Origin of the sequence: Mesorhizobium sp. B2-8-1 (assembly GCF_006440955.1) — a bacterium.
Classification (GTDB): Bacteria; Pseudomonadota; Alphaproteobacteria; order Rhizobiales; family Rhizobiaceae; genus Mesorhizobium.
Genome location: NZ_VFTX01000009.1, coordinates 207750 through 234138, shown reverse-complemented (window position 1 = coordinate 234138; position 26389 = coordinate 207750). Strand labels below are relative to the sequence as shown.

Genomic DNA, 26389 nt, shown 5'->3' with positions numbered 1-26389 from the left:
GACCGCGTTGCTCTTTCGTGAATTTTTCGCGGCGCTCACAATAGTGGCTTATGGGATTCTCCTAACCCGATTAATCCGTAGCAGCCGACATCGGCCGACCGAGGGTGACGCGTTGATCCACATGGAACGATCGCGGAGCCTGCGAGCCTCTGGCACCTCGGCGTTCCATCAGGATTTCACGATCGGCTCCGTTCCGGCGCCCCGATCGGCGGCTGGCGCAGGGTAAGAGCCTATTCAAAAGCAGGACAGCACAAAAACGGTCGGCCTGGCGTACGTCTCCCAAAGCGGGCTTCGGCTTTACGTGTTCGCCAGACGAATGGCGGCGACCGATAGCGGGGGCAGCGCAATTTTGAGGACCAAGCTACCGGCCTCGCTCTTGGTCGCGACCGGCTCGCTGCGAAGCTCCGAAATATTTTTGAGCTCATCCACGATCGGCGCGTCAAGATATTCGGGCTTGCCCATTTCTTCCCAGCGGCGCTTGGCGTTGGCGTGCTCGGCGTCGATGCGTTGCACGCAAGCCGAAGTCGCGCTCGATGCGGCTTTCAGCGTGAACAACACCTCCTCGGTCTCGATCGGATGACGCGGCAGGGCGAAATTCGTCAGTATCAGCGTGAACGCGCGATCGCCGCGGACGAACCAGGCGTCCACCGTCTCATGAGCGCCCTCGACCGGCAGCATCTCGGTGCCAACTTCATGCAGCAATTGAAAGGCACGATAGGCCGGCTTGGCGATGCCGTGGATGTTCAACAGTCCGAACCCGCCCTGGAAGGGCAGCGAGGGAAAAAAGTTCTCCTCGAAAATATCGGAGAAAGTCCAGTAACTGTATCCCTGAACCAGTCCGGTCGCTTCCAGAACGGTCTTGACGATGAACGCGGCGGCATATGGATCATCATGCAAGGGATCGCGCGGGTTCGAGGAGGTGCACCATTCGGTATAATAGAGGGGCACATCGCCTGCCTGCTTGCGCGCGCCTCGCGCTTCCTCGCGCAACGCGCTGCGTTTGCTGGCGGCGAGCTGCGCTTCGGTATCGTCGCCAGGTTGGCCGAAATCATCGGTCGGATAATGGTGCGTGCTGACGAAGTCAGCGGGCAGAGCGCTTGTCCGGCAAAAATTCAGGAAATCCCCGATCCACGCATTGTCGGCCGTCGCCGGACCGCCGACCCGCAACAGCTTGTCGACACCCTTGATGGCTTTGGCGGTATAGCGATAAAGCTCGAAATAGTCGCTTTGCTTGCCGCTGCCGAAGGCGGTCAGGTTCGGCTCGTTCCAGACCTCGAAGAACCATTGGCGCACCTCGTCCAGGCCGTAGCGGCCCACCCAGTGGCTCACCAGTTTGCGGATCAGCACCGCCCATTGGGCGTAGTCCTTCGGCGGCGAGATATTAGCGCGATAATGAAACACGGTTCTGTCGCCCGAAGCCAGAACACTGGGCATGAAGCTCAATTCGACGAAGGGCCTCATACCGATCGAGCGCAGAAAATCGAAGATGAGATCGGCGTTGAAGAACGAATAGAACAATGTGGTGCCCTCGCCGATCAGCGTGCCCATCTCGTCGCATAATATGCCGTGGAAGCGGACATAGCGCATGCCGAGCTCGTCATGCGTTCGCTTTAATTGCGCCTGCCAGTCTGCACGCAGGCCGAGCGTGGCGTGCCCACTGCCGATCGTGTGTTCCCAGAAATGCGGCAGTGCCGTCGCCGGTCCGTTGAGATCGCATGAAAATGTCGCCGTCATACAAGCCGCCCGCCACGCGCAGCGCGTTGGCGATGATTGTCAGAGTGGGATTGACCACTGCGATCGAGAGAAGAAGCTCGCATCGCCATCCCTGCGGCGCCATGTTTCCTTCGTCTGGCAGGCGCCGACCACGAACACGGTCTTGCAATCCCAGTTGGCGCGCGAGCGCGGCAGGTAGCCGCCGCGCTCGATGAGCGACACGCGCAGTCCGTTCCGCGCCAGATGATGGCCGAGCGAAGCGCCGCCAGATCCGCTTCCGATGACGATGAGATCATATTGCCGCCCATTCCGATCAACCGTTGGTCGAAAAGCCAGGAAAGAGGGTCATGCCGCCATCGACGAAAAGCGTGGTGCCGACAACGTAGTCGGACTCGTCGGACGCCAGCCAGACGGCTGCCCGCGCGATGTCCTCCGGCAGGCCGATGCGCCCATACGGAATCAGCGTCAGCAGGCCCTTGAGCGCTTCGGGCGTATCCCAGGCGGAGGTATTGATGGGCGTGCGTATCGCACCCGGCGCGATGGCGTTGACACGGATGCGTCTTGGGGCAAGCTCCTGCGCCATGCTTTCCATGAGCAGCTTGATGCCACCCTTGGAGGTGGCGTAGTTCGCATGGCCTGCCCACGGGATTTCCTGGTGCACCGAACTGATGCAGATGATCTTGCCGGCCGCGCACGAGACGGACGGCACCACGCCGCGCCGCAGGAACTCGCGTGTCGCAGCCTGGGCGCAAAGGAACTGGCCGGTCAGATTGACGCCGAGAACCTTAGTCCAGCTCGCCAGCGGCATGTCAGCAAACGCTGAGTCGCGTTGCAGGCCGGCATTGGCGACAAGGATGTCGATGGTGCCGAACTCGCGCACCGTGCGCTGGAACATGTCTCCAACCTGGTCTTCCATCGAGACATCGGCCATGTGGGCGATCGCCTTGCTGCCGGCCTGATGGATCTGGTCCACGACGGCCTTCGCGGCGTCCTCGTTTTCGACATAGTTCACCACCACGTCGGCGCCCGCCCGGCCAAGAGCAACGGCGACGCTCTCGCCGATGCCTGAATTGGCCCCCGTTACGATGGCTTTCTGCCGCGCGAGAGGCTTGTGATCGGACATGGAGAACTCATTCGAAAAGAAGCTCGCCTGGAACTAAAATAATCGCCACTGCCAGGTCAGCCGGCTCCCATGAAACGCAACCGCGGACCAAAAGGTCCGGCTGGCGCCATTACAATGCGGTAACGCGCAGGAACATGAATGTGATCCGGCCTGCGAACAAATCCGACGCTCCAACGTAAGAGTGGGTCGGGAGCGCGCCGATCGCGCACGAATGACCGGCGCGAACTTCGGCCGGAGCCCGAAGAAAGCATCCGATGCCCGCTATCCTCGCCACGTTCGCCGTGCGCTGCCTATTGGGCGTGCTGTTTCTGCCCTTCAGCGGCTGGACAAGGTGCTGAAGTTCAAGCGGGCAATCAATCAGACGGCGAAACTTGTCTTTGCATCGACCATTCGGCGACCGCCGTTCCCAACAGCGCCGGGAGCATCAGGCTCTACGGGAACCTCGGCCTGTCGTGCCAGCCCGTTCCTTCAGCCTGGGCACTATGCCGCTGGGGTCGGTGTGAACCGTCCTTCTCATCCTCAACCCTACTGTAGCGCCCGCAAAGCTCTCCGTCTTTTCGATCCAGCGAAGACCTTCGAACCCATCAAAGCCGTCTGGTGAGGCAATCTTCCTGGCCGCACAACCGCGTCTTGTGGTATGAACAAGAACATCATCGGTTCCATCTGACAGTCGGACAAAGGGAGTTGAATGATGTCCATCAAAAGCAAAGGTTTTTCGCGCCGCCGGTTCCTCGGCGGCAGCGCCATCGGCTTGGCGGCGGGCACGTTGGGCATACCATTCGTGCGAACGGCACGCGCGCAGGTGGCGACCTTCAAGGCCGGTGTCATCACCTCGCTGTCGGGCGAGAACATACTCGGTGGCAACCTGACCAAGCGCGGTTACGATCTCTGGGCAGGGGCCATAAACGCCAAGGGCGGCGTCGAGGTCGCCGGCCAGCTTTTCAAGGTCGACATGTTCTACGGTGACGACCAGAGCAACCCAGCGACCGGCGCCGACGCTGCCGAGCGCCTGATCGTGCAGAACGAGGTTGATGTGCTGTTCGGCCCCTATACCAGCGGCTCCACCATCGCCGTGCAGCCGATCTGCCAGAAGTACCAGGTGCCGATGATTTCCGGCTCCGCGGAATCGCCAAACGTCTGGAAGGCCAAGCCGGAATTCAACTTCGGCATCATCCCGGCCGTCGACACCACCGCAGGCAAGTCGCTGACCGTGCTCGCGAAACTGTCCAACCCAACGGCCAAGACGATTGCGGTGATTGGTGTCAACGAGCCCTTCTCGAAGGAAACCGGCGAAGGTTTTCGCGACGGGGCCAAGGAAGCCGGACTGGAACTCGTCGCCTACGAATTGGTGCCGGCTTCGGGCGACCTGACCCCGGTCATCTCCAAGATCGCAACGCTCAACCCCGACATCGTCGCCGTCGGCGGCCATGAGGAGCCGCTGATCAACGTCGTCAAGACCTCGAAGTCGCTCAACTTCCGGCCCAAGGCGCTGATAATGCACTATGGCGTCACCGACCCGGCCTTTGCCCAGGCGCTTGCCGCTGACGCCGACGGCACCTGCGGCGTCTCCGTGTGGCTGCCATCGGTGCCGTACAAGGACGACGTCTTCGGCACCGCAAGGCAGTTTGCCGAGATGGCGCAAAAGAAGTCTGGACACGAGCCCGACTATACCGAAGCGGCCTGCGCGGCCAGCGGACTCGTTTTCGGCGATGCCGTCAAGCGGCTTGGCAAGAAGCCGGCGCTCACGCCCGAAGACAGGGTGGCTCTGAAGGACGCGATAGCCGCCACCGACATCCAGACCTTCTATGGACCGATCAAGTTCGAGAAGGAAGGCAACCACTACCACGACAACGTCCAGCCGGTGCCGGTGCTGATCCAGATTCAGGGTGGCAAGACCGTGGCGGTGGGGCCGAAGGAAGCCGCGGCAGCAGACCTCACTTACCCGCTGCCGGCCTGGAAATAGGCCATTTTGGACCGAGTGTGGGCGGCCTCGTCGCCATTATCCTGGCTGGCGGAACCACGGTTGCGCGTGCGCGGAAAATGACGGACCATGCCGTTGAGCGCGCTCGCCTTGCCGTGGCATTCCCGCTCTTTCGCTTGTCTGACTGAGGGACGGTTTGCACCTTGGATCTTTTCCTACAGACCTTGCTGAACGGCCTTCTGATCGGCGGCGTCATCGCCACCTTTACGATCGGATTCCAGCTCGCTTTCGGCGTGCTGCATGTCATCGATTTCGCCGTGGGCGGCTGGGTCGTGCTGGGTGGCTATCTCGGCTACTACATGGCCGCCGGACTAGGCGTCGACGGATTCCTGGCGATCCCGGTCGCCTTCGTGCTGTTCGGCGCCATCGGCTACCTGATCGGGCCGATCCTCTACAATGTCCGCAACAGCCGCACGGCGCGGCCGGAATTGATGGCGCTGGCGCTGACCTTCGGGTTGTTCACGCTGCTGCGCGGCGGCATGCTGACCGCGTGGGGCTTCAACACCCACAGCGTTCCGACGGCCCTGAGCGGCGAGAGCCTCGCCGTCGGGCCGTTGACGGTGCCGCTGATCCGCGTGGCGGCGGCGGTGTTCGCGGTCGCCATCGCCGGCGGCTTGTTCATATTCCTTTACCGCACCCGCTATGGGTTGGCGATCAGAGCGACGGCCGAAAACCGGCAGAACGCCGCGCTGATGGGCGTCGACATCCGCCGCCTCAGCGCCAATGTTTACGGGCTCTATGCGGGCATCACTGCCATGGCCGGCGTGCTGATGGGTGCAATTTTTTCGGTCAATCCGGAGGTCGGCCTGCGTTATACGCTGTTCGCATTCTTCGTGGCTGTGCTTGCCGGCTTAGGCTCCGTCGGCGGTGCCCTTGTCGCCGCGCTGCTGCTCGGCGTCATCGAAGCCTTCGTCGCGACCTATGTCGGGTCGAGCTATTCGCTGCTGGCGATCTTCGCAACGCTGTTCCTCGTCCTGCTCGTATCCCCGCGCGGGATCCTGCGGCACGGCTTGTGAGACCCGACATGAACCCACGCTGGGCCGGCCTCCTCCTGCTGATCGCGGTGATCGGCGTGCTGGCGCTACTGCCGATGCTGGTCAACAACTACTGGCTGCGTATCGCCACCGGCGCGCTGATGTGGGCGGGGCTGGCCTGCTCCTGGAACATACTCGGCGGCTATGCCGGTTACATCAATTTCGGCCATTCGGCCTTCTTCGGGCTCGGCGCCTATGTCACCGCGCTGCTGATGGGCGACGAGCTCGCCTGGCCCTTCTTCGCCACCGTCCCCGCCGGTATGGTGGTGACAGCGCTGTTTGCCATCATCATCGGCGCGCCGACGCTGCGCCTGCGCGGCGCCTATTTCGCCATAGCCACCTGGGCCTTCGCCGAGGTGCTCATCCAGTTCGCCTCGGTGATGGACGTCACCGGCGGCATCGGCGGAATTGGGCTGCCGCCCTTTCTCGATGAGCGCTTCTTCTACTTCGCCATGTTCGCCGCAGCGGCGCTGACTTACCTAATCACCTGGGCGCTGTTCGAGCGCTCACGGTTTGGTCTGAAGGTCAAAGCACTGCGCGACCACGAACTAGCGGCCGAGGCGATGGGCATCAACACTTCGCTGGTCAAGCTGCAGACCTTCGTGCTCAGCGCTGTCAGCGCCTCCGTGTTTGGCGCGATCTTCGCTTACTGGGTCACTTTCATCAATCCGAAGAGCGTCTTCGGCGGCGACATCACCGACCAGATGGTGGTCATGGTGCTGCTGGGCGGGCTGGGCAGCCTGTGGGGGCCGGCACTGGGCGGCGTGGGGCTATTCGTCGTCAACCGGCTGATCTGGATGTATTGGGGCGACACCGCCTTCTATATCGCCATATTGGGCGCGGCCATCGTGCTGGTGGTGCTGTTCATGCCGAACGGCATCGCCGGCCTGTTTTCGAAGCGCGCCGGCGACTCCGGCGCCGTGCTGGACAAGGCGGTCGGCAAGCTGGTCGGCGAGGACCAGGGAGGGCCCAATTGAGCGCGGCCGACGACAGAGCGGCTGGTGACCGCGACCCTATCCTCGTCGTGCGCGAACTCTACCGCCATTTCGGCGGCATCAAAGCCGTCGACGGTGTCTCCCTGGATGTCGCTCGGCGCGAGATCGCCGGCCTGATCGGGCCTAACGGGTCGGGCAAGTCGACGCTGTTCAGCCTGGTGTCGGGCGCGGTGACCCCTGATCGCGGCCAGATCCGTTTCGACGGTCACGAAATCGGCGGCCGAAAGCCTCACGCTATCGCGCGGCTGGGGCTTGCCCGCACCTTCCAGATTCCGGCCATGTTCGACAATATGACGGTCATAGAAAACCTGCTGGCGGCAGCGGCCGAGGGCCATTGGCAGGGCGCGCGTGAACGGGCGGCCGAAACACTGGCGCTGCTCAAGCTGGACCATGTCGCCGACAATCGCGCCTCCGACGTTTCGGGCGGCCAGCAGAAGCTGCTGGAGTTCGGGCGCGTCATTATGCGCCAGGCCTCGCTCATTCTGCTCGACGAGGTGACGGCGGGCGTGCATCCAACCATCCGTAAGATTATCGTCGAGGCCATCGCGCGGCTGCGCAAGCGCGGCATCACCTTCCTGATCATCGAGCACGACATGGAGATGGTGCGCAATGTGTGCGACCGCATCATCGTCATGGACGCAGGCCGTGTCGTGGCTAGCGGCTCTTTCAACGACATCATTCGCGACTCGGAAGTGATGCAGACCTATCTGGGGCGGCCGCAATGAGCGCCACGCTCACCGCAGAAAACATCGTCACCGGCTATGGCAAGCAGGAGATCGTCCATGGCGTCTCGCTTAGTGCGGAGGCTGGCAAGATCACCTGCATCTTCGGCCCGAACGGCTGTGGCAAGTCAACCTTGCTCAAGGCCATTGCCGGCGCGCTGCCGGTGTGGAGCGGCAGGGCGAGCCTGGGCGATACAACGCTCTCCAACCTTGCCGTTCATGAGGTAGTGCGCGAGGGGCTGGTGCTGATGCCCCAGGGCGGCGGCGTGTTCCCACGCCTGACAGTGATGGAAAATTTGCGTATGGGTGGCTACGCCATCGCGGACCGCCGGCTAGTCGAGCAGCGCATCGAGGCGCTGATCGAGCAATATCCCTCTTTGGCGCGGCGGCGGCGCACCGCGGCCGGTTCGCTTTCAGGCGGCGAGCAGGCAATGCTTGCGCTGGCGCGAGCGCTGGTCTCGCAACCGCGCTTCATTCTGCTTGACGAGCCTTCCGCGGGATTGTCGCCGGCCATGGTCATCGAGACGCTAGAACGCGTTACCACCCTCACCGCGCATGGCATCGGCATCGTGATGGTGGAGCAGAATATCCGCGAGGCCATGCCCATCGCAGACAAGCTTTACATCCTGGCGGCCGGCGAAAGGCGCTTCGAGGGAAGGCCTCGGGACGTGCGCGACGACCGACAAATCATGGACATCTACATGGGCGGAACGTGAAAAGGTCATTGCAGTTCTGCTGCCACTGAACTGTCACCCAATGTCGATTAGACCTTGGCACCCTATGCCCGCCAGCTCCCAACCGGCGCCGGCCGTCTTTTCACCCCGATGAACGTCGGTTTGCGGTGGCGGTTGCGCTTCGCTGGACAGAATGCGTATGAAGAATACCGGCTGGCGGCGCTACCTTTTTGCATCAGGTCACCGGGCATGAACACCCAGACCACGAGCCGCTCGAGATCGATTAACTGGTGCCACGATCTCTCGCGCCGATGTTCCGTCGAGCGCTGGCGGGCTATTGGGCGTTCTCGCGCTTTTTCCTGGGCGCCGAAGTCGTATAGGGAATGTCAGGCGTCAGCCGCTGCTCCCGCAGCCGAGCTGTTTTCGCATCCCTTGCCGCGCGCTCGACCTCGATCAACTCGCGCGCAGCATCCGAGGTGCGCTCCGTTCTGTCTTGTTTTTCCTTCTCGGTGAACCGCTGCCTTTTCCGCATCACTACCCCGATCTGACGTTGCCGCCCAGTGTTGCCGCACAGAACGAGTGTCCCTAGGCCGGGTTCCCCCGGACAGCAAAAAACCGGCACCTTTCGCCAGTGGACGCGTTTTTAATGGTCGCCGTGGCATCGCCGAAATGCAAAAGCAGCCCGCCTCAAGCCATTGCCGTGGGGCGAGACGGGCTGCGGAAGCTGGGAGTCTCACTGCGAAGCTTCCGGCGCTCCAACTTCGGAAATAGCACGTTGTTCCGCGTCAACGAAAAAAGACCGACGAGGCCCCGAAACGCAAAAACTGGGCGGGCGGTAAGTTCCGAGAGTTGGCTAGCGGCCCAGCGGCTGCTTCGAAAGCAAAACCAACTCGGCCTCGTCAACCACACCTGCCATGTAATTCGCGATAATCCGGGAGGCAATCACCTCGCGCTCGTCAGGCGATGGGTTGCCCAGCTTAAGCTTGTCGAAGACCCGCCCAAGCAATGCCAACTCAGATGCGTTGAAAATACCGCTCTCGGCCGCCTTTCGTTGAATTGGCATGATTTTCTCCCGGAATCCACCACCGAGAACATGCAGCAGCCCCTCTGGCCGTGCAAGGCCTTCAAGGACAGCGATCCTGGTCGAGATCAAAACGGTCAGCGCTGGTTTTTTAGGAAACGGGCTTCGCGCAGCAAAGAGCTCCAGTCGGTGCCAATGAGCTGGATCAAGCCGTGCGCTTCTCGTTCCGAGATGCCGGCCTCCGCAGCCAGCCGCCGGGCAAGCAATAGCATCACCTCATCATCTTCGGGTCCGCCGCCGGCCTCTCGCATCGGAACCTCCTTCAATCTCCGAATTTGCCGGAGGGGGTCTCGTTTCGCTGGCAAATAGAAAAAGCGCCGGCCGGAGCCCACGGCGTTCGAAGGACCGCGAGTATTTGCCTTCGGCAGGTGGACCTATGCACTAAAGGGACGAGGGGGCCTCAGAGTTCCGCGTCGGCCGAAGGGGAAGAGAAAGCCCGAACGAAGAGCACTCCTCCGCGGCCGGGGCTATGATCCACCTGGTCCCCCGCAGTTCTCCCAGGGTGTGGCTGAGGAGACAGGTACCTAGTCAGCCAGGAGCTGTTCCTACCCTTTGCGCATTGAACAGGTTTGCAAGCCCCGTCATGATCTGGGCCATAACGAACGGCTTGGTTATCATGAGGCTGTTTGGCACCCCAAATGAGGGCCAATCGTCGGCACCATCGCCGCTCATGTAAATGACCGGCAAAGTCGGATTGATGCTTCGCATATGGCGGGCAAGCTCCCAGCCGGTTGGACCGTCTCTAAGCCTTATGTCCGTCAAAAGAGCGGCAATATGCTGCGGGTCACGATCAAAGGCTGCGATAGCATCATTCCCGCTGTAGACGCCATCACCTCGAACCCGGCCTCGATCAGGGAGTGCTCGACGTCCAAGAGGATGATGCTCTCATCCTCGGCGACCAGGACGGCACCTGATGTCATTGAAGCTGCGCTTTCCCTATTCCCCGACGCGCTCAACGGTCAGAGGCCGGCTAGGTTCCCTCAGACGTGTGTCATTTGTTAATTGGCCCGTAGCACTCCCGCTTCCCTAGCGGCGGCGAGAAATGCCTCTCGAGCCTCTCGAGGTGAAGCTTGGTCGACCAGAGCGTGCATGCATGTGCGCACCGCCTGGTTCCATTTAGGGCCGCGCTTGGTCCAGCTGAAGAGATGCTCGGCGGCTGCCTCGACATTGCTGACGATGTAGATCATGCCTGACTGCTTGCCGCTGACAGGGACCGGTGGGGAGAACCAGTGGGTTGCCATCAGAAGAACCGGCCTAAGGAGATCCTGTCCTTCATGTAGATGGCATTCAGGAGCATCACGAGGTCCGTCGCGTAGGTGATCTCGAGGCCGACCGCGGGGTGACCCTCGGGTTCAGTGGGTTTCCCGGTCTTTCGGTCGACCACCGTCCATCCCTTGGGGTCTCTTTTCAGTTCGTACCTTGGGTCCATGAGACCATTCGCCGTATCTGCGTTTCAGTTCGTCGAGCAGGGACCGGTGCTCCTGGGGAAGTTCGTCGTCTACCCGCAGCCTCAGCAACTGACGAAGGTGACGGCGGAACGTCTCTGTCTTGATCCACTGACGAATAAGGCGGGCGATGGCCCGCTGGTGTGCGTTGTCGAGTTCTTCCATAGTCGGCCTGCACGATACTTCAGCATCGAACTTCGAGGCTGCCTGGATGGTTCCGGACCCGTGGCGCGGAGAGGCATCGACTGGACACCTTCGCTCGCAACTACTTTGGGGTCGGCGGTTCGGTGCCGGGCCGAGCCGCATCGTCGCGCCACGTCATAAGGGGGAGGTCTCGATGGTCTCAGATCAACCTATCGCCAACATTAGCCAGGCTACGGCATTTCTCAGGGCCATGTCGAACGGACGGCGCCTTATTATTATGAGCTTGGTGCTAGACCGTGAATTGTCGGCGGACGAGATTCGGGAGCAATTGCGCCTTAGCCCGTCGGCACTCTCTCAACACATGGCCAAGTTGCGAACGCTTGGCTTGGTTCGTGTCCGCTACGACAACAATACGGTCTATTATTCCTCCGATCACCAGCGGGCGCGCGAACTGCTTGTCATGTTGGACAGCGAGTATGGAAAGGCTCCCTCGAACCAAAAGAAGTGAGTCTCCCGGGACGCTCAGATGGTTCCCTATTCGTGGAGGTCGAAGAGAACCGCCTTTCCGGTCGCTGACGCCACAAAGACCACCCGCTCTGAAAGCTCGTTATCCGTGCCGAGCTCGTCCAGCTCGTCCTTCAATTCCGGACGCTTTGCTCGAATTAAGGCGACGGCCCTTTTTAGGGAGACGACGTTGCCTTCGAGAGCTTCGTCAATGGCTTTCTGGATGATTGCGTCGGTGGATTTCAACAGGTGATCCACTGGGTACCTCCCAAGCTCCCTCTCTCGGGCACTATGGGGACAAGCTGGGGAAAAAAGCAACAAGGTTGGACGGCTCTCACCTGCTTATGATCCAACTTACCAAGCCACCTTCGATCTGCTCGCACCTGGCGTATTCGAGTACCAAGCTCTTGGCCAGATCGTGCCATTGAGACTTCGGCAAGTTCATTTCCACGACCAAATCTCGAAATGAAGCGCGGAGAAGGTCGGCATCGAACGGGGACACGGCAACGGCAGGCAAGTCTGCATCTTCCCAAGTTCGGGCGGTGTCTCCGCTCTGGCTTTGGCGAAGGCGCTTCAGAAGCTCGCGTGACGCCGCGACGTTGCGCCGGCTACGGTCTATACCGCGATGAAAGGCAACGGTTTCAGCAAGGGAGCGGTGCCGCAGCAGGAAGGTGGCTTCGATGGCCGCACGCGTGATGTCGCTATGCGCGTCGAACATCTCTTGCCTCCCTTCGTAGAAGTTTATCTAGTCCATTTCGAACCGAGCCTCTAATCAAATCAGACGTACAGGACGGGAATGTTTGATAGAAATTTCTGAGCAAGAGATCGGATATCTGGGTCGCGGGAGGACCCCTTCTGATTCCCACGCATGGCGTTGCGTGATGCTGCGGTTGTTGTTCGCGAAACGATCGGGACGGGTGTGGGTTGGGGCGCTGCTGCCGATCCATCAATCAACATAAACGACGTCGACCTAGCGCGTGAGCTCCGTGACAGACTTGCGGACGCGCGAGCGCATGTCGATAGCTCGCGATGAGCTTGCCCGCGCCCGAATGGAAGCCAGGGATGCCGCCGACTACCGATCCCATGGCCGGCCGGACGTAACGTCAAAGCGAGGCGGATGAGACCGCAGGTTTGTGTTCTGTTATTCGCCCGCCGACCGGCGGCGTGATTGCGATCGGCTTAGGCGTGCGGGCTGCGCGCGGTGCTCGTCATTCTGCACCCGCCTCAGATGTTGCACTTGTTGCGGGCTTTTTGGTCCGCCAGCGGAACGAAAGGGTTGAGTGACGATTTTCTAATGTAAGGGATTGCGGACGCAAAGACATTTGAGGTTTGCCGCCATGACAATGCTGTTCGAGCCACTGAACTCTGACGGTCACAAGCGCAGCGTCCTTTACCACGCCGCGCGGTCGTCGATGCTGCACGATCGCCTCGTAAACCATATGGGCCGGGTTGATCGCTTGGCCGATGAGGTTGAGCGTGCGGCCGCCGTTCTGATTGATGTTACCCACGGTTCTGCTGTGGTGGCCTTTCAGGAGGCGGTTTTCAGGAACTCGTCGGCAGCTTTCCTTCACCTCGAAGCAGGTCAGACACTCGGGCTCTGACCCGAGAAGAGGAGTGCACAGATCGGATCACCGATCCTGCGGCATTGGGTTGGCACTGCGGCGCTGGCAGGCTAGCCAGCGCCGGCCGGAGCTCTTTTGCCAGCCTGAGGAGACGACAGACTCTTGAAGAACGGCGACATAGCCGTTCAATTCCACAGTGATTGAGTTCTCATGACGACCTTACTGCGTTAGCTGAGGATTGGGTCGGCTGTTCAGGTTTACCGGTGGGCAGCTTCATTCGTAGCCAAGCAAGTCCAGTGCACCCAGGAGCATGACGGGGTCGAGTAGAAGGCGAACTAACCCGCAAACCTGGCTGGAATTGAGAGCTCACCACGACATAGGCGGAACGGGCCGCGCTAGAGTTCAGGCACCGGGCGCGTAAAGCTGTTGGCGCAGACCGGTGCAATCCAATCGCCAGCGCGATCCGACATGACGCGATCGGTGCTGTCGGCAGCGCCATTCGATGCCCCGCCTACGGCTTGGCGCCGGGCTGATGCGCGGATCACGATGACGGAGGTTGGCCACGCATTCCCGATGGCTTCGAGGTGCATGTGCGCAGACTGTTCGACCTGACGCCGGCAGAAGTCGAGCTCTTGAGGGGGTTAAAACATGTAGCGTCTTATCTGCGATTGAGCGGCTCGGTGCTCTTGAGCAGCGCGACGAGTTGGCTTTGCTGATGCGTTCCGGTCTTGGCGAATATCCGTTCCAGATAGGTCCGGCTGCTCATTTATGCGGCAGGCACCACGGCTAGTGCCGCAGCCGCGCCGGCTGTAGGAATTGGACTCGCCTTTGCGGGAGCCGTAGCCATTGGCGTTGGCCTCGGCTTACTTGATACAAAACAGCCTGAGCATTCGGGAAACGATGCGAGTGGGGATTCCAGCGGCGGCATCCCGGAGTCAGACGCCGATCAGGCGAGCGAGGATACCGATACGCTTTCGATGATCGACGACGAAGAAGCTCCCGCAGATCCGGAAAACGAGGAGGGCAAGCCCGATCCGAATAGTGACAGAGGCAGACCCGACCCGAACGCGTACTATCCGAGCCCGGACGACCCGAACGGCGGCGGGCCTAACAGCTTGTCGTCGGTTTCCGCGTTTCCTACATCACGCGACTACTACCCTGCCCCGGATGGGGATGGTGCTGTCGGGCCTCACGCAGCCGACGCAAAACTCGCGAGTGTCCCTATTGCGCTTGGCAGAGGGATGCAATCGACGATCAGGCAGATTGGAGCGAAAAGCGGACGCATCGTAAGGTGAACCCAATCGCGTGGCAGTCTCTCGATTGGAGGTGTTTTTTGAGGTTTTACGGGCCGCGAGCCGTTCCCAGCGGTCCACCATTTCGACCCTGAACGCTGACATTTCTTACTTGGCCGCGGCGACGCGGGCAGTGATGTAAGGCAACATCCGGTCGACGCCATAGTTGACCCTCCGTTGCGCTGACCCCGACCGGTTGAGTCCGCTGTTGCGTAGAAATCGGTTCGAGGCACAGAAGGATCGCACACATTAGTGCGGCCATCTCTTCCCGCTGTGCGCTGGCGCTTATTGTTCACGCGGCGCCTCGACCAATTGTCGAGTTGCGCCCTGCAAACTGGCCAATTGTTACTTCTTGCTCGGATCGTCCGCAGGATTGACGTACGTGATTGCCAAGGGCCTCTCGCCATGAACTTGGTCTGTATCGCTGGTAGTCCACGCGAAGTTGTTCATCCCGATCGGGGCGACGCCGAAGCGCCAGCGAGCAGTTTGATGCCATTCGCCTCGTCGAGCTTGTCGCCCATTCCGATATGAAGCTGCCCGAGATCATTGTCATATACTCCGAAGTGGGATGGTTGTGCGCGGGGATCTTGTAGCCCGCGGGCATCTTCAGCCGCCGTAGACAAATGCCGTTCTTTGACGATCGCCTGCAACAACTGCGATCTGCGCACCAACCGGAAGGACGGGAGACTAGGTTCGATTTTATGCTGTCGGCGTTTATCGGCGCGTCGTGAGCAAACAGGGGCTACTCCAACAAGCAGGAGTGCAAATGCACGAGCAAGTTTCACATCCTGGTCTCTCCATCAGGTCAGCAGATAGGTTTTGGACAAGTTCAATGGCTGTTAAGGCCGCCGCGCCGCATCAGCATTTTTCATTTTGTCGTGGCGGGCACTGCCTTTCGAGGCCCCTAATGGGATTACCCCACGGGGATTAATGCTAGCCATGATCGCGCGTTGATCCGTAGACTCGTCTCTGTGGCCCGTGGCGGAGAAACTATTCTGCCCTCACGGCCCGCTTAGACGCGCTACCGGCCGAATGTGTTTGCGCCTGGATGACTCCGGCCTGTGAAGCATTACCCTGTTGCGGCCCGCCTGCTTGGCCAGATAAAGTGCCGCATCCGCCCGCTGCTGTAATTGCTCCGGCGAGATCGCCTCGTCCGCAGTTTGAACGGCAACTCCAATGCTCAGCGTGACCAAGCGCGACACACGGGATCCAGGGTTGGATAAAGCAGCAGCCTCAACGCTCCTACGAATTCGATCTGCCACAGCAGCGGCCTCTTCCTCGTTCACCCCAGGCAGTAGTACGAGGAACTCTTCGCCACCATAACGGGCCACGTGATCGCGGTCACGCCTCACGTTGTCCCTGATAATGGTCGCGACCTCCACCAGACAGTGGTCCCCCTCGGCATGGCCGAGGTGATCGTTCAGCTTCTTGAAGCAATCGATGTCGCACATCAGCATCGCGGCACCGTTGAGGCAACGTTTGTCACTTCCCCATAGGTGGACGAGTGTTTCCGTCATCCAGCGCCGGTTGGCGATGCCAGTGAGTGGATCGGTCCTCGCCAGGAGTTCCAGTCGATCATTTGCTTTCGCCAGTTCGGCGACCCTGTCCATCGCGAAGCTCGAACAGGAATGTTTTTTGGGCGAGAATTGTCATGATGCGTCGCGCGGCGACCGTTGCGAAGATACCGCTGGCGAAGAACAGCGTCCCAGCCACGGCGCTGCCATGGTCGACGGCCTGGTTCTGTAGTTGAAACATGAGATAAAGACCGAGCGCCAGCGCTGCGATAGTCACCGTCCAGCCCAGCGGAATGCCGAAGATGATAATGGCTGTAATGGCCACGAACAGCATGACGTTCAATTGCCGTTCATAGAACTCGCCACCAGCGCTTGCTCCGACCAATGCGACTGACAACAAGATAAGGAACATGCCTGCGATCAGCGAAACTCCTTGGAGCCAAGGCGCCTGCGGTTTTCGCCAGACAAGGACGACAGCCAAGGCGACGGGCGGAATGATGGAGCCCGGCAGGAGCATGGACTGGGCCATCGCCCATGGAAGCAACACCGCGTTGAGCGCCAAGGTCAGCACATCAAAAATGCTACCCAGATCATCCAGGCGCGGATGATTTTCGCCGTTTGCGACCAAACACGCGCCCGAAACAAGTGTTTTATCGCGCCTTTCAGCCGAATATCGCGCGTGCGGCGCGCCAAAAGCCGATCAACTTCGGCAGCTAGCGCGAGATCATCCTTCACGTCGAGGTTCATATGATCTGACACAATCCGTAGGCCTTAAACTGCTTTCTCCTGGATCCATCCAAGCCGCATGATGATCGGAATAGGCAAGCATCCCAACTTGCCCTGAAGATTTGATTTACAGCTCTGATTGCGAACTCAGCCTCGTCCTGGTCGGACGATTTATCATTGAGCCTCACGGCTGGCCTTGACCTCGGTTCAATCCCCTCAACGCGTCGCGATTTGCGGTGCCTCCCGCGCGCAGAAAACCTGCTCGGCGTCGGCACAACGCCGCAGCCTTAGGTGCGCAGCACCATGAGGCCTGTGCGCTCCGACGGGATGCGCGCGCGCTCATCGAGCGCCAATGGTTTCGGGATATCGGCTCTGATCGAAAACGCTAGTCGTTCGCGCGATCAAGCAGGGCCGTTCTGCAGCTTCAACAGTGTCGTAGAAGTCCATCCCTTGCTCGCTGGCGCCCCAACGGGCAACAGCCCCGATAGCCATACCTGGCAGGCCAAGATTCCCCCGTCAGCTCAACCAGCCGGCGGAGCAGACACCAGGATGGGCCCGGTCCCTTCCGTTCTCCGATCACTCCGATGCGGGGCTTGCCAGATAGAGAGGGAGCTGCCGGCAGAAAAGGTGCGAGACCTGTGCCGGCTTCTCGACCGCCTATATGTTGGGCAGTTGTCGCCCATGCAGAATATTCAGGGCCTGGGTTTGATCGAGCCGGCTTTGCTGCCCGCCTTCGAGACGGCGTTTCTCCAACAGCTGCATCTCCGGTTCGGCTACCGTGGCGCTAAAGGAGTAAAAACCGCACGCAAGGTCCACCCACAGGCCATTCTGATCCTGCGGCCACTTGGTATCTCGTGGCCTGGGATGCGGCCCGCGGGGATTTCCGCCACTTCCGCATGGACCGGATCAGTCGACCGGAGATCATCGAAAGCACATTTTCGTCGAAGGCACGTCCCTTTCGACGATGGTGTTTGCCCTTTCAACGAGACTGCCCCGCTGACTATCAGGACAGTCAGGCCGGTGCCGTCATCCCATCATTCTATGCGCGTCTTCGATCGAGACCTTAGCGTGTCTGCGGGAATGGTCCTTGTTCAGACCCTTTGCCGCCAGCCCGGCATGGCTTCGCTGCATTGGGCAGCGAAGCGCGGACCGAGACGGGCTGCCAGGCGTCATCATCCGGCATAACAGCTGAGAGTCGACAGTCCTGATAAAATTTGCATTGAGATTTTAACCGATTACAAATCATAGCGCTAAACGATAAATTATCGTGCGGTGTGTATTGTCCTGCGACAACAGAGGGGCAAGACATGAAAATAACAACGATGATATACGCTGCATCAATGGCAGTTTTACTATCCAACAACGTCAATGCGTCGGATTTCTATTCCCCAGCCTATGTAAACCAGATCGGCTCTGGTTCATATGCGCATTCGTTTGCAACAATGCGCACGGAAGACATCGTGAAGCCGATGTTCCAGGTGGCCTCCGCAATGTCCGCATTGAGGCCGAGCCAGGGCAATCTCGGAATGATCTGGCAGGACGGCGATGCCAACAACGCCGCGATCACGCAGGACGGAATCGGCAACGTCGGGCTTATTCGCCAAATCGGACTCGAAAACACCGCTTCCATCACGCAGAGCGGGTCGGGCCATCAGGCATTGGTTTTCCAGCAGGGCCGCGGCAACGTGGCTATCATCCGCCAACGCTGAATTGGGCAGCTCAGAGAAGGCCGGGGTTTCCCGGCCTTCGCGTTCTCCAGAGTGTCAGTTGGGCGTTCCTACAGGTGGCAGATCCGTCGGATCAGGAACAGGTTGCGGGATGCCGCCGAAATCAGGAAAATCGATCGAGAACCCGGGCGAACCGCCGCCTGCCGATTGCGCCGTCGCCTGCGAAAGCAGCGCGTTGCCGTTCAGAGGATCGCCGCCGAAGTTTGGGTTGACCGGCTTGTAGACAAGCTCCGACGCCGTCGAGGTGCCGATCACCGCAATGGCTGCGATGCCGGCGGCGAGCACGATAGTGCGTAACATATCAAATCTCCTTCTTCGTTTGGTCCAAGCAGATCGCATCACTTCTTGGGAATGACATACATGCGGCCCGGAACGATGACGACGACCGCATTCTGCAGACCGCGAAGACCCGTGGGCATCAGGTAGTGGTCCGATTGCGGCGTCTGGATCGCCAGAACAGTGGCGTTGCTGGCATTGGTCACGTCGAGCGCGCCGGCAAGATCGCTTCCCTTCTGCAGGTAGGCAACGCTGTTGTTGTTACCGGAAACTCCGACAAGCTGAAAATTCCGGTCGCCCTGGCTGGCCTGCAGCACGTTGTTGTTGGTGCCGCCCTGGACCAGGAGAAGTGCGGAATTGCTGCCCTCGATCGACTGAACCGCGCGGTTATTGCTGCCGGTCTGGTTGATGGAGGACAGGTTGCTGGCGCCGTTGACGTTCGAGATGGCATGGTTCGTGTCGCCGATCTGGGCGATCGACGTCGTGGACTGTGTATGGCCGAGCATGAACGGACTGATCGGCTGCATCAGGACGTTGAGCGTGGCTTCGGCATTCGGTGAATTCTCGACCAGCAAGTCTTCAGCCGATGCCGATACGGCGACCAGCGTAAAGGCTGAAACCGCGACGGCACCCCTGAGCGCCTTGCTCCATTTGCGCATCTTGCCCATTTCGCCCCCATGCGCAGCCATAAGGTGCGCGCTTCTCAATCGTTAAATTCGGATACCTTGTGCGTCGAAGTCGATGTCTTCCGACAAGCGGCACAGTTCAGAACCCTCGGATGTAGCGACCATTTCAATCTTGAGGTTGGTCGGTCGGCCGACGGTGATAACGCTGTTGCCTGGAAAACTGACGGTCTGACTCGATAGATTTGTATTGGATCCCGCCCGGCTCTGAACCTTGATTGCGATCTTGCCGGCGATGTTTCCGGTCGTTTGGATAAATGGCCGGAGCGTGGTCATGGTACCGCTCTCGATCGTTACGCCGCACTTCACGACGCGGTGGTCGAGGATCTTCGCCTCAAGGGTCTGATCAGTCATCGAAAAAGCACCAATGCTGCCGGCGAGAACCAGGACGCTTGCCGGAATGCCAGGTTCCCATGCCATTCGCCGCATCCCTTGCCCGTGAAGGAAATGTGGGGCGCCAGAAGCGCCCCACACCGTTGCAAACTAGTTCTGGATGACAGCGGCAACGTTGCCACGGCCCGACTGAAGGACCAGCGAGTTGTTGCCGCTATTGTGCTGCGTGACGGAGGCGATGTTCGGGTTCGACCCGGCACCGATACCGTTCTGCAGCACCGTCGAACTGTTCGAGCTGCCGTCCTGGATGATGTAGGCGAAGCTGTAGTCGCCAGCCTGAGCGACAAGCGACGACTGCGAGGAACCGCTCTGCGCAACGGCCGCCCCCGAATTACCGGCATCCTGCACGATCAACGACGAACTTCCCGTGCCGGTCTGATCGGTATTGGCAAGGTTGTTCTTGCCGTTCTGGAGGGTGGCCGACGTTGCTCCCGCGGCGAGATGCTGTGTGGTCGTCGCGGTGTTGTGCTGGCCGTTTTGAGCGGTCAGCGCTGCGACGCCCACAACGCCGGACTGCACGGTTCCGGATGTGTTGAAGTCACCGATCTGCAGCGTCGCCGACAAAGCACCGGCGCTGGCCACTTGGAAGGTCGCCGCGTCATTGTCGTTGCCGAACTGGGCGATGCCAGCCACGGAGGCGACTGCCGGCCCAGGCAGCCTCACCGCTCCCAGACCGCTGGACGCGAGGTCGATCGAGCCGCCCTGAACGTTCACCGCCTTGTTGCTGTTTCCGGACTGTACGATAGCCGCGGCCGACAGCGTTGCGGGCGAGTCCGCGGTCGACAGCGGCACTCCCAGAACTTCCAGGGTGACGGTGCGCGCGCCCTGCACGTTGGCCGCGGTGTTGTCGTTGCCGTCCTGCGCGATGGCGGCCACAACCTGCGAGCTGCCATTCTGCTGGGTGTTGGCGGCGGCATTTCCGGTGCCGGTCTGGACAGCGGCGGCAAGCGCGTCGGTGACGCCGGTCTGCGTATTCAGGGCGATGTTGTCATCGCCGAACTGGGCGACGGCGGCATTAGCCGAAGTCGTGCCAGTCTGGACGTTGCCGGCGCTGTTGCCATCGCCGATGGAGGCGATGACCGCGACTGAGTCAGCGGTGGCCGTCTGGGTGTTGACCGCACCATTGTCGTCGCCGACCTGGACGGTTGCGGCATTGGAGTTCGCCGTCAGCGTCTGCGTGTTGATGGCGACGTTGCCGTTACCGGCCTGCAGATTGGCCGCAGCCGAGCCGACGGTCAGAGTCTGCTGGTTGATGGCTGCGTTGTGGTTGCCGATCTGGACCGAGGCCGCATCGGCACCGGACGTGGCGATCTGGCTGTTGGACGCGACGTTGTTGTCACCGAACTGGCCAATGATGGCGTTGGACGCGATGGTAGGTGTCGTGCCACCAGCCGATTGCAGCGCAGCCGGGACAGGCAGGGATTGAGTGAATGACGGTCCGTCGTTTACCCAACCACCAAATAGGGTGAACTTCTGCTTTTGGGCGCTTGCCATATAAGTAGTTGGGATAACGGGCTGGAACTGACCAATCTGCGTATTCGCCGCAGTGTTGCCGTTCCCAACCTGCGCCACCGCGGCGGAGGAATCTGCCGCAGGCGCTGCCCCCGGGCCCTGGAAGACAAATGGCGAGTAAACGGTTCTCTTTGTGAAGCTCTGATTAATTGTCTGTCCAGGGATTGTCACGCTGTACGGGGTTATTGCGCCTTGCGTGTTACTGGCCGTGTTGCCATTCCCGGTCTGGACGATGGCTGCCTTGACGTCCGAGCTGCCAGCCTGCTGGGTGTTGACGGCACCGTTGCCGGAACCGAACTGGGCTACGAAGCCACTGGAGTCGATGACGCCGTTCTGCACGTTGAAGGCGACATTGGACAGGCCGCCAGTACCGAACTGAACGATTGTCGCGTCCGAGTCGTTGACATTGGTCTGGGTGTTCCCGCCGACGTTGCCTGTGCCGCCCTGAACGATCAGGGCCGAGGTCGGGTCAACATTGGTCTGCACATTGGCGGCAATGTTTCCGGTGCCGCCCTGCACGATCAGCGCTGTCGCATCCGAACCGCCAGTCTGCGTATTCGCGGCCGAATTGGTGTCGCCGACTTGAACGATGCCGGCTACATTACCCTGGCCACCGGCCTGCAGGTTGACGCCGCCATTGCCATTGCCGACCTGGAGGATGCCCGCCACGTCGACCGGACCGGTAGTGTCGCCGACATTGTCGTTCTGCGTATTGACAGCCTGATTGCCGTCGCCGGACTGAGCGATGCCGGCCTGGTTCTTGTTGCCGCCGGTCTGCGAATTGACGGCGCCGTTGCCGATGCCGTCCTGAATGATCAGCACGTCGTTGTACCAGCCGTGCAACTGAGTGTTGCCGGCAACGTTCGTCGAACCGCCTTGCACGATACCGGCGGCGTTGCCGGTGCCATAGGTCTGCGCATTTCCAGCGCTGTTGCCTGTACCGCCCTGGACGATAGCCGCGGAGGCCGTTGACGGGTTGTTCTGGACGTTGAGGCCGGTGTTGCCGCTGCCGACCTGCAGGATCGAGGCATTGCTGTAGTTCGGGTCGATCTGGACGTTCCCAGCCGTATTGCCTGTGCCGAACTGCGCAATGTTGGCGACGTTGTCGATGCCGAAATTGGCCGAGTTGCCGCTCTGGGCGTTCGTAGCCGTATTGAGGCCGGGACCTGTCCCGACCTGGAGGATATTGGCCGAATTGTTGTTCACGCCGGTCTGCGCGTTTCCGGCGAGGTTGGCATTGGCGTTGCTGCCATACTGCGTAATCAGGGCGTCCGAATCGATGACGTTGGTCTGGACGTTTGCACCGGCGTTGCCGGTACCGCCCTGGATGATGAGAGCCGATGTCGGATCGACATTGGTCTGATCGTTGAGGGCCACATTGCCGCTGCCGATCTGAACCACGCCGGCCGAGGCCGCGATCGACCCGCCATCCTGCAGGTTGGTGGCCTGGTTGGCATCACCTTGCTGCAAGACGCCGGCAACGTTGTTCTTGCCCGCATCCTGAGCATTGAGGGCCGCGTTGCTGCCGCCATTCTGAACGATGCCAGCCTTGTTGTTGCCGCCCTCAAGCTGCGCGAGCTGTAGGTTGGTAGCGCCGTTGCCGTTGCCGTTCTGCAGGATCAGCGCGGTCGCGCCGGTGGTGCCGCCAGGCGTCGAAACGTCGTTCGCGGCGCCAACCTGATTGTTGAAGGCGGTGTTGGAATTGCCACTCTGAACGATGCCGGCGATGTCGCCGAAGCCGTTCTGCGAATTGTTGACGGCATTGTTGCTGTTGCCGACCTGGAGAATGCCGGCCTTGTTGCCGGTGCCGAGATGGCCACCGTCACGGCTCAGATTTGTCGCCGAATTGTCGTTGCCGAGCTGAGCAATGGCTGCATCGTTGTCGGTGCCGCCGGTATGCAGGTTGTAGCCCTCGTTGCGTTCGCCGCCCTGAACGATGGCGACAAGGCCGCTGGTGCTTGAATCCTGGCTGTTGATTCCGAGATTATTGTTGCCGACCTGCAGGATGCCAGCCTCATTACCATGGCCGATATCATATTGCGAAATCAACGGGCCGGTGTTGTAAACGCCAATGAACTGGCTGTTGTAGGCCTGGTTGCTCTCGCCACTCTGCGCGATCGTTGCGGTCGCACCTTTCTGTTGGCTCTGCGCGTTGGAGGCGAGGTTGTTCGAGCCTCCCTGCAGAATTCCGGAGAATGAATCCGAGGCCGTGACATTTGGGCCAGACAGCTGAGTGCTGAAGGCATAGTTGCCGACCTTGCTCGAATCCGGATTGAGCTGGATGATACCGGTGTCGTTGTTGCTGCCCTGCTGTTCGTTCTGGGCAAGATTGGTGTAGCCGCCCTGGAATATGGCGCCGCGGTTGTCGCCCGTCTGCAGGAATCTGTTGACCAGGTTGTGCTCGCCGAACTGAGCCAGGCCGGCAATGTTGTTGCCTTGCTGGTGGAATACGCCGCCAATGTAGTTGCCTTTACCAAGCTGTTCGACACCGAGGGTGTTGCTGCCGGTCTGGGCATCCGATGGGTTGTTCGAGCCGTCCAGCGGGAGGAAGAAATTTCCGTCACCGTGCTGGTAGATAAAGCCGTTATTCGAGCCGACCTGCGACAGATAGGCGAAGTTGCTGTTGTTGAGCTGGCCGATGAAGGCAGTGTTGGCCGCCAGCGCCGTTCCCGCCATCGGCATGATGGCGACACTGGCCAAGAGACTGGTCCGGAAGAGTCTGGAACGTGTCATGTGATAATTCCCCTTGAAAGAACCCTGAGGCAAATCCTCAAAACCCACCGACCGCCCAAGCGATCGGGTACCCAAGCATCAACTAATACAACTCATCTGTGAATCGCAAGTGAATATTGTTAATAGTTCGTTAGTTGGTAAATATGTGCGAGCAAATAGAGAATTGAGCAACAGTGTGAAATCTTCGCTGATGGCGTAAATGCTTTACCTTGTACTTGAAATTCTTTGCGATCTATTTTGATACATTCATCAGGATACCGGTCGTTGAGTTTTTGCGTAAGTCTTCGCGAATTCACCGACCAGTGCAGCTTCACGGTTTGGATCGCCCAAGTTCCAAAGCCCTTGCTTCACGCCCTGAACGATCAGCGAGTAAACGGCGAGTTCCATCCCCTCACGCACCGCCAGGTGGCCCGGATCGTTGTAGGACGTTCCAATTTCAGCCTCGAGTAATTCCGTCGGCGCGGCGAATGTGTAAGCACCGCCACGAATCTCGAAGGAGTAGATCTGCTTGGATGTCGTTGTGGAAACAAGGATCTCGCCGGTTTGCACGCTCACGGCCCGCAACGATATTGTCACCAGGTCGGAGCGATATTTTACATCGCCGCCAATGCCGAGATAGCGCGCTCCTGCACCGCCGGTTTGCTCGTTCGAGTCATAGCCGACAATGCCACCTTCCAGGATCAAGCCGGCAAAGCGAACAGGTGGAAGGTTGGGCAGTCCCTTTCCGTAGGCGCGCTGCGTATTTTCTATCAAGGTCCGTTCCTGGACCAGGTTCTTCAGTCCGCCGCGCTCCACCACCCGGAACCAGTTGCCATGACCGGCAGATTTCAACACGTCGATGAGGATGTTGGCGCCGCCCTGCGTTACCGCGCGACTGTACTCTGCAAAATTCTCGTTTGGCTTGGCCTGCCCGGTCAGATCCGGGAAATCGTAAACCGCGACGTCGACCGGCACGGCCGGCACAGGAACATCCGACAACTTATGCGTTGTCTTGGTCAGAGATTCGAGATGGGCCGGAGGTGTCGGTAGTTGTTGGCCGGTCTGGCAACCGGACACAACAAGGCCGGCAAGGGCCAGCAGGCCCGTAACCTTGAACAAACGCATTTACATTCCCCCCGACGCACGTGACCGACTTACTCGTAGGTCGCTCCTGCGTTAACGCCCTGTTAAGCACTACCGTCCCGGATGGGCGCTTACAAGAGCGCTCACTGTTTTAGCAATACTTAACGTTAATTTCGGGCTGACTTTTTTTGGGAGGGTTCAGCGCAAATCCAAGAATATGGGGCGGAATCCCATTCTCGTCATTCATGAGCATGCGGCCTTTCGGCCGTTGATCACACGTGGATCAAGGTTTCACAACCCCGCGACCGACCGCGGGCAGCCGCGCATCGGCCTTCGCGGCAGCCAGTGCCAGGGTGACACCGGTGCTTATGTTGGGGTAGACAAACCGCTTTCTTGATGCCAGTTCTCGCGCCCGGCTCTTGGCCGCTGCATCATTCACCCGATGGTTCTTCTGCGGGCGAACGACCACAGGACGCGAACCGGCGGGGAGCTGCTGAACATAGGCTGGCCCTCTGCCAGTGCTCATTTGCGGCAACCCCTGGACCCCTGTGCCCTGGTCGAGCTGATTGACATAGGCATCGGCCGAAGCGGCCGATACCGCCATGACACTCGACACGACGAAGAAAAAGACCTTCACGAAAAATCGATCCAAGTTGAAATTCTCCCGACAGTTCTTTTCGCGTGAGTGAAATTACCCTAATCAGAAAGTCATCCTTGGATCGCATCCTGTCAAGCTGCGTCCCGGAGCGGCTAGCGGTTATGCTTGTTTGGCATTAGAGTACGGCAAATAACACGTTCATACCGAAGCAGGATCCGATGATGATGCGCCCGATTTATGTCTTGTCCGCTCTTTTCCTTGCTGCAATGTCCGCCACGGCTTTTGCACAGTCTCAAGGCCGCCAAGGCTTGGATACGATCATCGCGCCGATCGTGCCGGAGCGGCAAATCGGCTTGCCCGACAAGGCACCGTCCGATCAGAAACCTGACGCTCCCTTGGCGGCGCCTCGATTGCGAAAAGCCGAAGCTCCGGCCGCTCGCGAGATGCAGCCGGCCAAGGCAGCTACGGTTTTCGGAACATGGAAGACTGAATGCCTGGAAAAAGTGGCCAAGCCGAATTGCCAGGCGATTGTGCGTTCAGCCGTGGGCGATCAGATCGCCCTGGTGTTGGGAATTGCTAGAACGGCGAAAGGCCGCGTCCTCATGCAAATGGCTGTGCCGCTAGGTCTTGCAATCGAAAGGGGTGTGACAATCAAGGTTGGCACCTATAGCAACGTATTTCCGATCAGCCGCTGCACGGCGCAAGGATGTCTTATTGAGGGAGAAGTGCCGCAGCCTTTTATCGACGCATTACAGAAGGGTGTCGGTGGTGCCGCCATCATCTATTCGTCGGATGGCCAAGCCATCAAATTGCCGTTGCCGGCACAATCCTTTGCTGAAGCCTACGCATCGATCAGCGCCACGAACTGATCGGGCGAGGAGTGAGCTGGGATGCA

27 protein-coding genes and 1 pseudogene are annotated in these 26389 nt (G+C 60.0%); 10 read left to right on the top strand and 18 right to left on the bottom strand.

The window, feature by feature from the left end:
- Positions 1 to 297: 297 nt before the first annotated feature.
- The 3 genes from FJ428_RS22685 to FJ428_RS22675 are packed head-to-tail and all read right to left on the bottom strand — an operon-like array spanning position 298 to position 2836.
- The gene (locus FJ428_RS22685) at positions 298 to 1734 is read right to left on the bottom strand and encodes a glycosyl hydrolase (RefSeq protein ID WP_140880269.1); all 1437 of its coding nucleotides are present in this window, start codon (positions 1732 to 1734) and stop codon (positions 298 to 300) included.
- Positions 1735 to 1773: 39 nt separating this feature from the next.
- Positions 1774 to 2001 carry an NAD(P)-binding protein gene (locus FJ428_RS30365; protein WP_348642861.1) on the bottom strand — a complete coding sequence of 76 codons (228 nt, stop codon included), beginning with the start codon at positions 1999 to 2001 and terminating at the stop codon, positions 1774 to 1776.
- Positions 2002 to 2026: 25 nt separating this feature from the next.
- On the bottom strand, positions 2027 to 2836 hold the full coding sequence (locus FJ428_RS22675; protein ID WP_140880267.1) for an SDR family oxidoreductase: 810 nt from the start codon (positions 2834 to 2836) through the stop codon (positions 2027 to 2029).
- Between the two features lie 691 nt (positions 2837 to 3527).
- On the opposite strand from FJ428_RS22675, the gene FJ428_RS22670 reads away from it, so the two are divergent.
- The 5 genes from FJ428_RS22670 to FJ428_RS22650 all read left to right on the top strand — a co-directional run bounded on the left by FJ428_RS22670 (position 3528) and on the right by FJ428_RS22650 (position 8284).
- Positions 3528 to 4799 carry an ABC transporter substrate-binding protein gene (locus FJ428_RS22670; protein WP_140880266.1) on the top strand — a complete coding sequence of 424 codons (1272 nt, stop codon included), beginning with the start codon at positions 3528 to 3530 and terminating at the stop codon, positions 4797 to 4799.
- Between the two features lie 161 nt (positions 4800 to 4960).
- Positions 4961 to 5833 (top strand): branched-chain amino acid ABC transporter permease, encoded by an 873-nt coding sequence (locus FJ428_RS22665; RefSeq protein ID WP_140880265.1) that lies wholly within the window; start codon positions 4961 to 4963, stop codon positions 5831 to 5833.
- A gap of 8 nt (positions 5834 to 5841) precedes the next feature.
- Complete coding sequence (locus FJ428_RS22660) at positions 5842 to 6828, top strand: branched-chain amino acid ABC transporter permease (protein WP_140880264.1); 987 nt, start codon at positions 5842 to 5844, stop codon at positions 6826 to 6828.
- Positions 6825 to 7571: an ABC transporter ATP-binding protein gene (locus FJ428_RS22655; protein WP_140880263.1), complete on the top strand. Its 747-nt coding sequence runs from the start codon at positions 6825 to 6827 to the stop codon at positions 7569 to 7571. Before FJ428_RS22660 ends, FJ428_RS22655 begins: the two co-directional genes overlap by 4 nt.
- Positions 7568 to 8284 carry an ABC transporter ATP-binding protein gene (locus tag FJ428_RS22650; RefSeq protein ID WP_140880262.1) on the top strand — a complete coding sequence of 239 codons (717 nt, stop codon included), beginning with the start codon at positions 7568 to 7570 and terminating at the stop codon, positions 8282 to 8284. The genes FJ428_RS22655 and FJ428_RS22650 overlap by 4 nt, the downstream gene beginning before the upstream one ends.
- 292 nt (positions 8285 to 8576) lie before the next feature.
- Here the strand turns inward: FJ428_RS22650 and FJ428_RS22645 are convergent, their stop codons facing one another.
- From FJ428_RS22645 to FJ428_RS22625, 6 genes are all read right to left on the bottom strand, one after another.
- A complete protein-coding gene (locus tag FJ428_RS22645) occupies positions 8577 to 8774 on the bottom strand; it encodes a hypothetical protein (protein ID WP_140880261.1) in 198 nt (65 codons plus the stop codon).
- 321 nt (positions 8775 to 9095) lie between these two features.
- Positions 9096 to 9305 carry a hypothetical protein gene (locus FJ428_RS22640; protein WP_140880260.1) on the bottom strand — a complete coding sequence of 70 codons (210 nt, stop codon included), beginning with the start codon at positions 9303 to 9305 and terminating at the stop codon, positions 9096 to 9098.
- A gap of 95 nt (positions 9306 to 9400) precedes the next feature.
- Positions 9401 to 9574 (bottom strand): hypothetical protein, encoded by a 174-nt coding sequence (locus tag FJ428_RS30360; RefSeq protein ID WP_181167363.1) that lies wholly within the window; start codon positions 9572 to 9574, stop codon positions 9401 to 9403.
- Between the two features lie 507 nt (positions 9575 to 10081).
- A complete protein-coding gene (locus FJ428_RS30770; protein ID WP_224519017.1) occupies positions 10082 to 10243 on the bottom strand; it encodes a hypothetical protein in 162 nt (53 codons plus the stop codon).
- 78 nt (positions 10244 to 10321) lie between these two features.
- A complete protein-coding gene (locus FJ428_RS22630; protein ID WP_140880259.1) occupies positions 10322 to 10564 on the bottom strand; it encodes a DUF982 domain-containing protein in 243 nt (80 codons plus the stop codon).
- Positions 10564 to 10752: a hypothetical protein gene (locus FJ428_RS22625; protein WP_140880258.1), complete on the bottom strand. Its 189-nt coding sequence runs from the start codon at positions 10750 to 10752 to the stop codon at positions 10564 to 10566. Before FJ428_RS22625 ends, FJ428_RS22630 begins: the two co-directional genes overlap by 1 nt.
- Before the next feature lie 353 nt (positions 10753 to 11105).
- Between FJ428_RS22625 and FJ428_RS22620 the strand changes: the two genes are divergently transcribed.
- The gene (locus tag FJ428_RS22620) at positions 11106 to 11420 is read left to right on the top strand and encodes a metalloregulator ArsR/SmtB family transcription factor (RefSeq protein ID WP_140880257.1); all 315 of its coding nucleotides are present in this window, start codon (positions 11106 to 11108) and stop codon (positions 11418 to 11420) included.
- A 26-nt stretch (positions 11421 to 11446) separates the two neighbouring features.
- Here FJ428_RS22620 and FJ428_RS22615 read toward each other — a convergent pair whose 3' ends face one another.
- A complete protein-coding gene (locus FJ428_RS22615; RefSeq protein ID WP_140880256.1) occupies positions 11447 to 11674 on the bottom strand; it encodes a hypothetical protein in 228 nt (75 codons plus the stop codon).
- 76 nt (positions 11675 to 11750) lie between these two features.
- Positions 11751 to 12134, bottom strand: coding sequence for a hypothetical protein (locus tag FJ428_RS22610; RefSeq protein WP_140880255.1), 384 nt, complete (start codon positions 12132 to 12134; stop codon positions 11751 to 11753).
- Positions 12135 to 12753: 619 nt separating this feature from the next.
- Between FJ428_RS22610 and FJ428_RS22605 the strand changes: the two genes are divergently transcribed.
- Positions 12754 to 13017: a hypothetical protein gene (locus tag FJ428_RS22605; protein ID WP_140880254.1), complete on the top strand. Its 264-nt coding sequence runs from the start codon at positions 12754 to 12756 to the stop codon at positions 13015 to 13017.
- A gap of 2254 nt (positions 13018 to 15271) precedes the next feature.
- On the opposite strand, the pseudogene FJ428_RS22600 reads toward FJ428_RS22605, so the two are convergent.
- Positions 15272 to 16531, bottom strand: a pseudogene (locus FJ428_RS22600) (diguanylate cyclase).
- Between the two features lie 875 nt (positions 16532 to 17406).
- On the opposite strand from FJ428_RS22600, the gene FJ428_RS30970 reads away from it, so the two are divergent.
- Together FJ428_RS30970 and FJ428_RS22590 are read left to right on the top strand one after the other, a co-directional pair.
- A complete protein-coding gene (locus FJ428_RS30970) occupies positions 17407 to 17577 on the top strand; it encodes a hypothetical protein (RefSeq protein ID WP_224519028.1) in 171 nt (56 codons plus the stop codon).
- 240 nt (positions 17578 to 17817) lie between these two features.
- Positions 17818 to 18219 carry a hypothetical protein gene (locus FJ428_RS22590; RefSeq protein WP_140880253.1) on the top strand — a complete coding sequence of 134 codons (402 nt, stop codon included), beginning with the start codon at positions 17818 to 17820 and terminating at the stop codon, positions 18217 to 18219.
- 54 nt (positions 18220 to 18273) lie between these two features.
- On the opposite strand, the gene FJ428_RS22585 is transcribed toward FJ428_RS22590, so the two are convergent.
- The 6 genes from FJ428_RS22585 to FJ428_RS22560 all read right to left on the bottom strand — a co-directional run bounded on the left by FJ428_RS22585 (position 18274) and on the right by FJ428_RS22560 (position 25548).
- The gene (locus FJ428_RS22585; protein WP_140880252.1) at positions 18274 to 18537 is read right to left on the bottom strand and encodes a curli assembly protein CsgF; all 264 of its coding nucleotides are present in this window, start codon (positions 18535 to 18537) and stop codon (positions 18274 to 18276) included.
- Between the two features lie 38 nt (positions 18538 to 18575).
- Positions 18576 to 19202, bottom strand: a complete 627-nt coding sequence (locus FJ428_RS22580; protein ID WP_140880251.1) for a hypothetical protein — start codon at positions 19200 to 19202, stop codon at positions 18576 to 18578.
- 21 nt (positions 19203 to 19223) lie between these two features.
- Complete coding sequence (locus FJ428_RS22575) at positions 19224 to 19616, bottom strand: hypothetical protein (protein WP_140880250.1); 393 nt, start codon at positions 19614 to 19616, stop codon at positions 19224 to 19226.
- A gap of 63 nt (positions 19617 to 19679) precedes the next feature.
- The gene (locus FJ428_RS22570) at positions 19680 to 23882 is read right to left on the bottom strand and encodes a hypothetical protein (RefSeq protein WP_140880249.1); all 4203 of its coding nucleotides are present in this window, start codon (positions 23880 to 23882) and stop codon (positions 19680 to 19682) included.
- 201 nt (positions 23883 to 24083) lie between these two features.
- Positions 24084 to 24938: a CsgG/HfaB family protein gene (locus FJ428_RS22565; RefSeq protein ID WP_140880248.1), complete on the bottom strand. Its 855-nt coding sequence runs from the start codon at positions 24936 to 24938 to the stop codon at positions 24084 to 24086.
- 241 nt (positions 24939 to 25179) lie between these two features.
- A complete protein-coding gene (locus FJ428_RS22560) occupies positions 25180 to 25548 on the bottom strand; it encodes a hypothetical protein (RefSeq protein WP_140880247.1) in 369 nt (122 codons plus the stop codon).
- A gap of 167 nt (positions 25549 to 25715) precedes the next feature.
- On the opposite strand from FJ428_RS22560, the gene FJ428_RS22555 reads away from it, so the two are divergent.
- Positions 25716 to 26363 carry an invasion associated locus B family protein gene (locus FJ428_RS22555; protein ID WP_210242255.1) on the top strand — a complete coding sequence of 216 codons (648 nt, stop codon included), beginning with the start codon at positions 25716 to 25718 and terminating at the stop codon, positions 26361 to 26363.
- Positions 26364 to 26389: the final 26 nt, after the last annotated feature.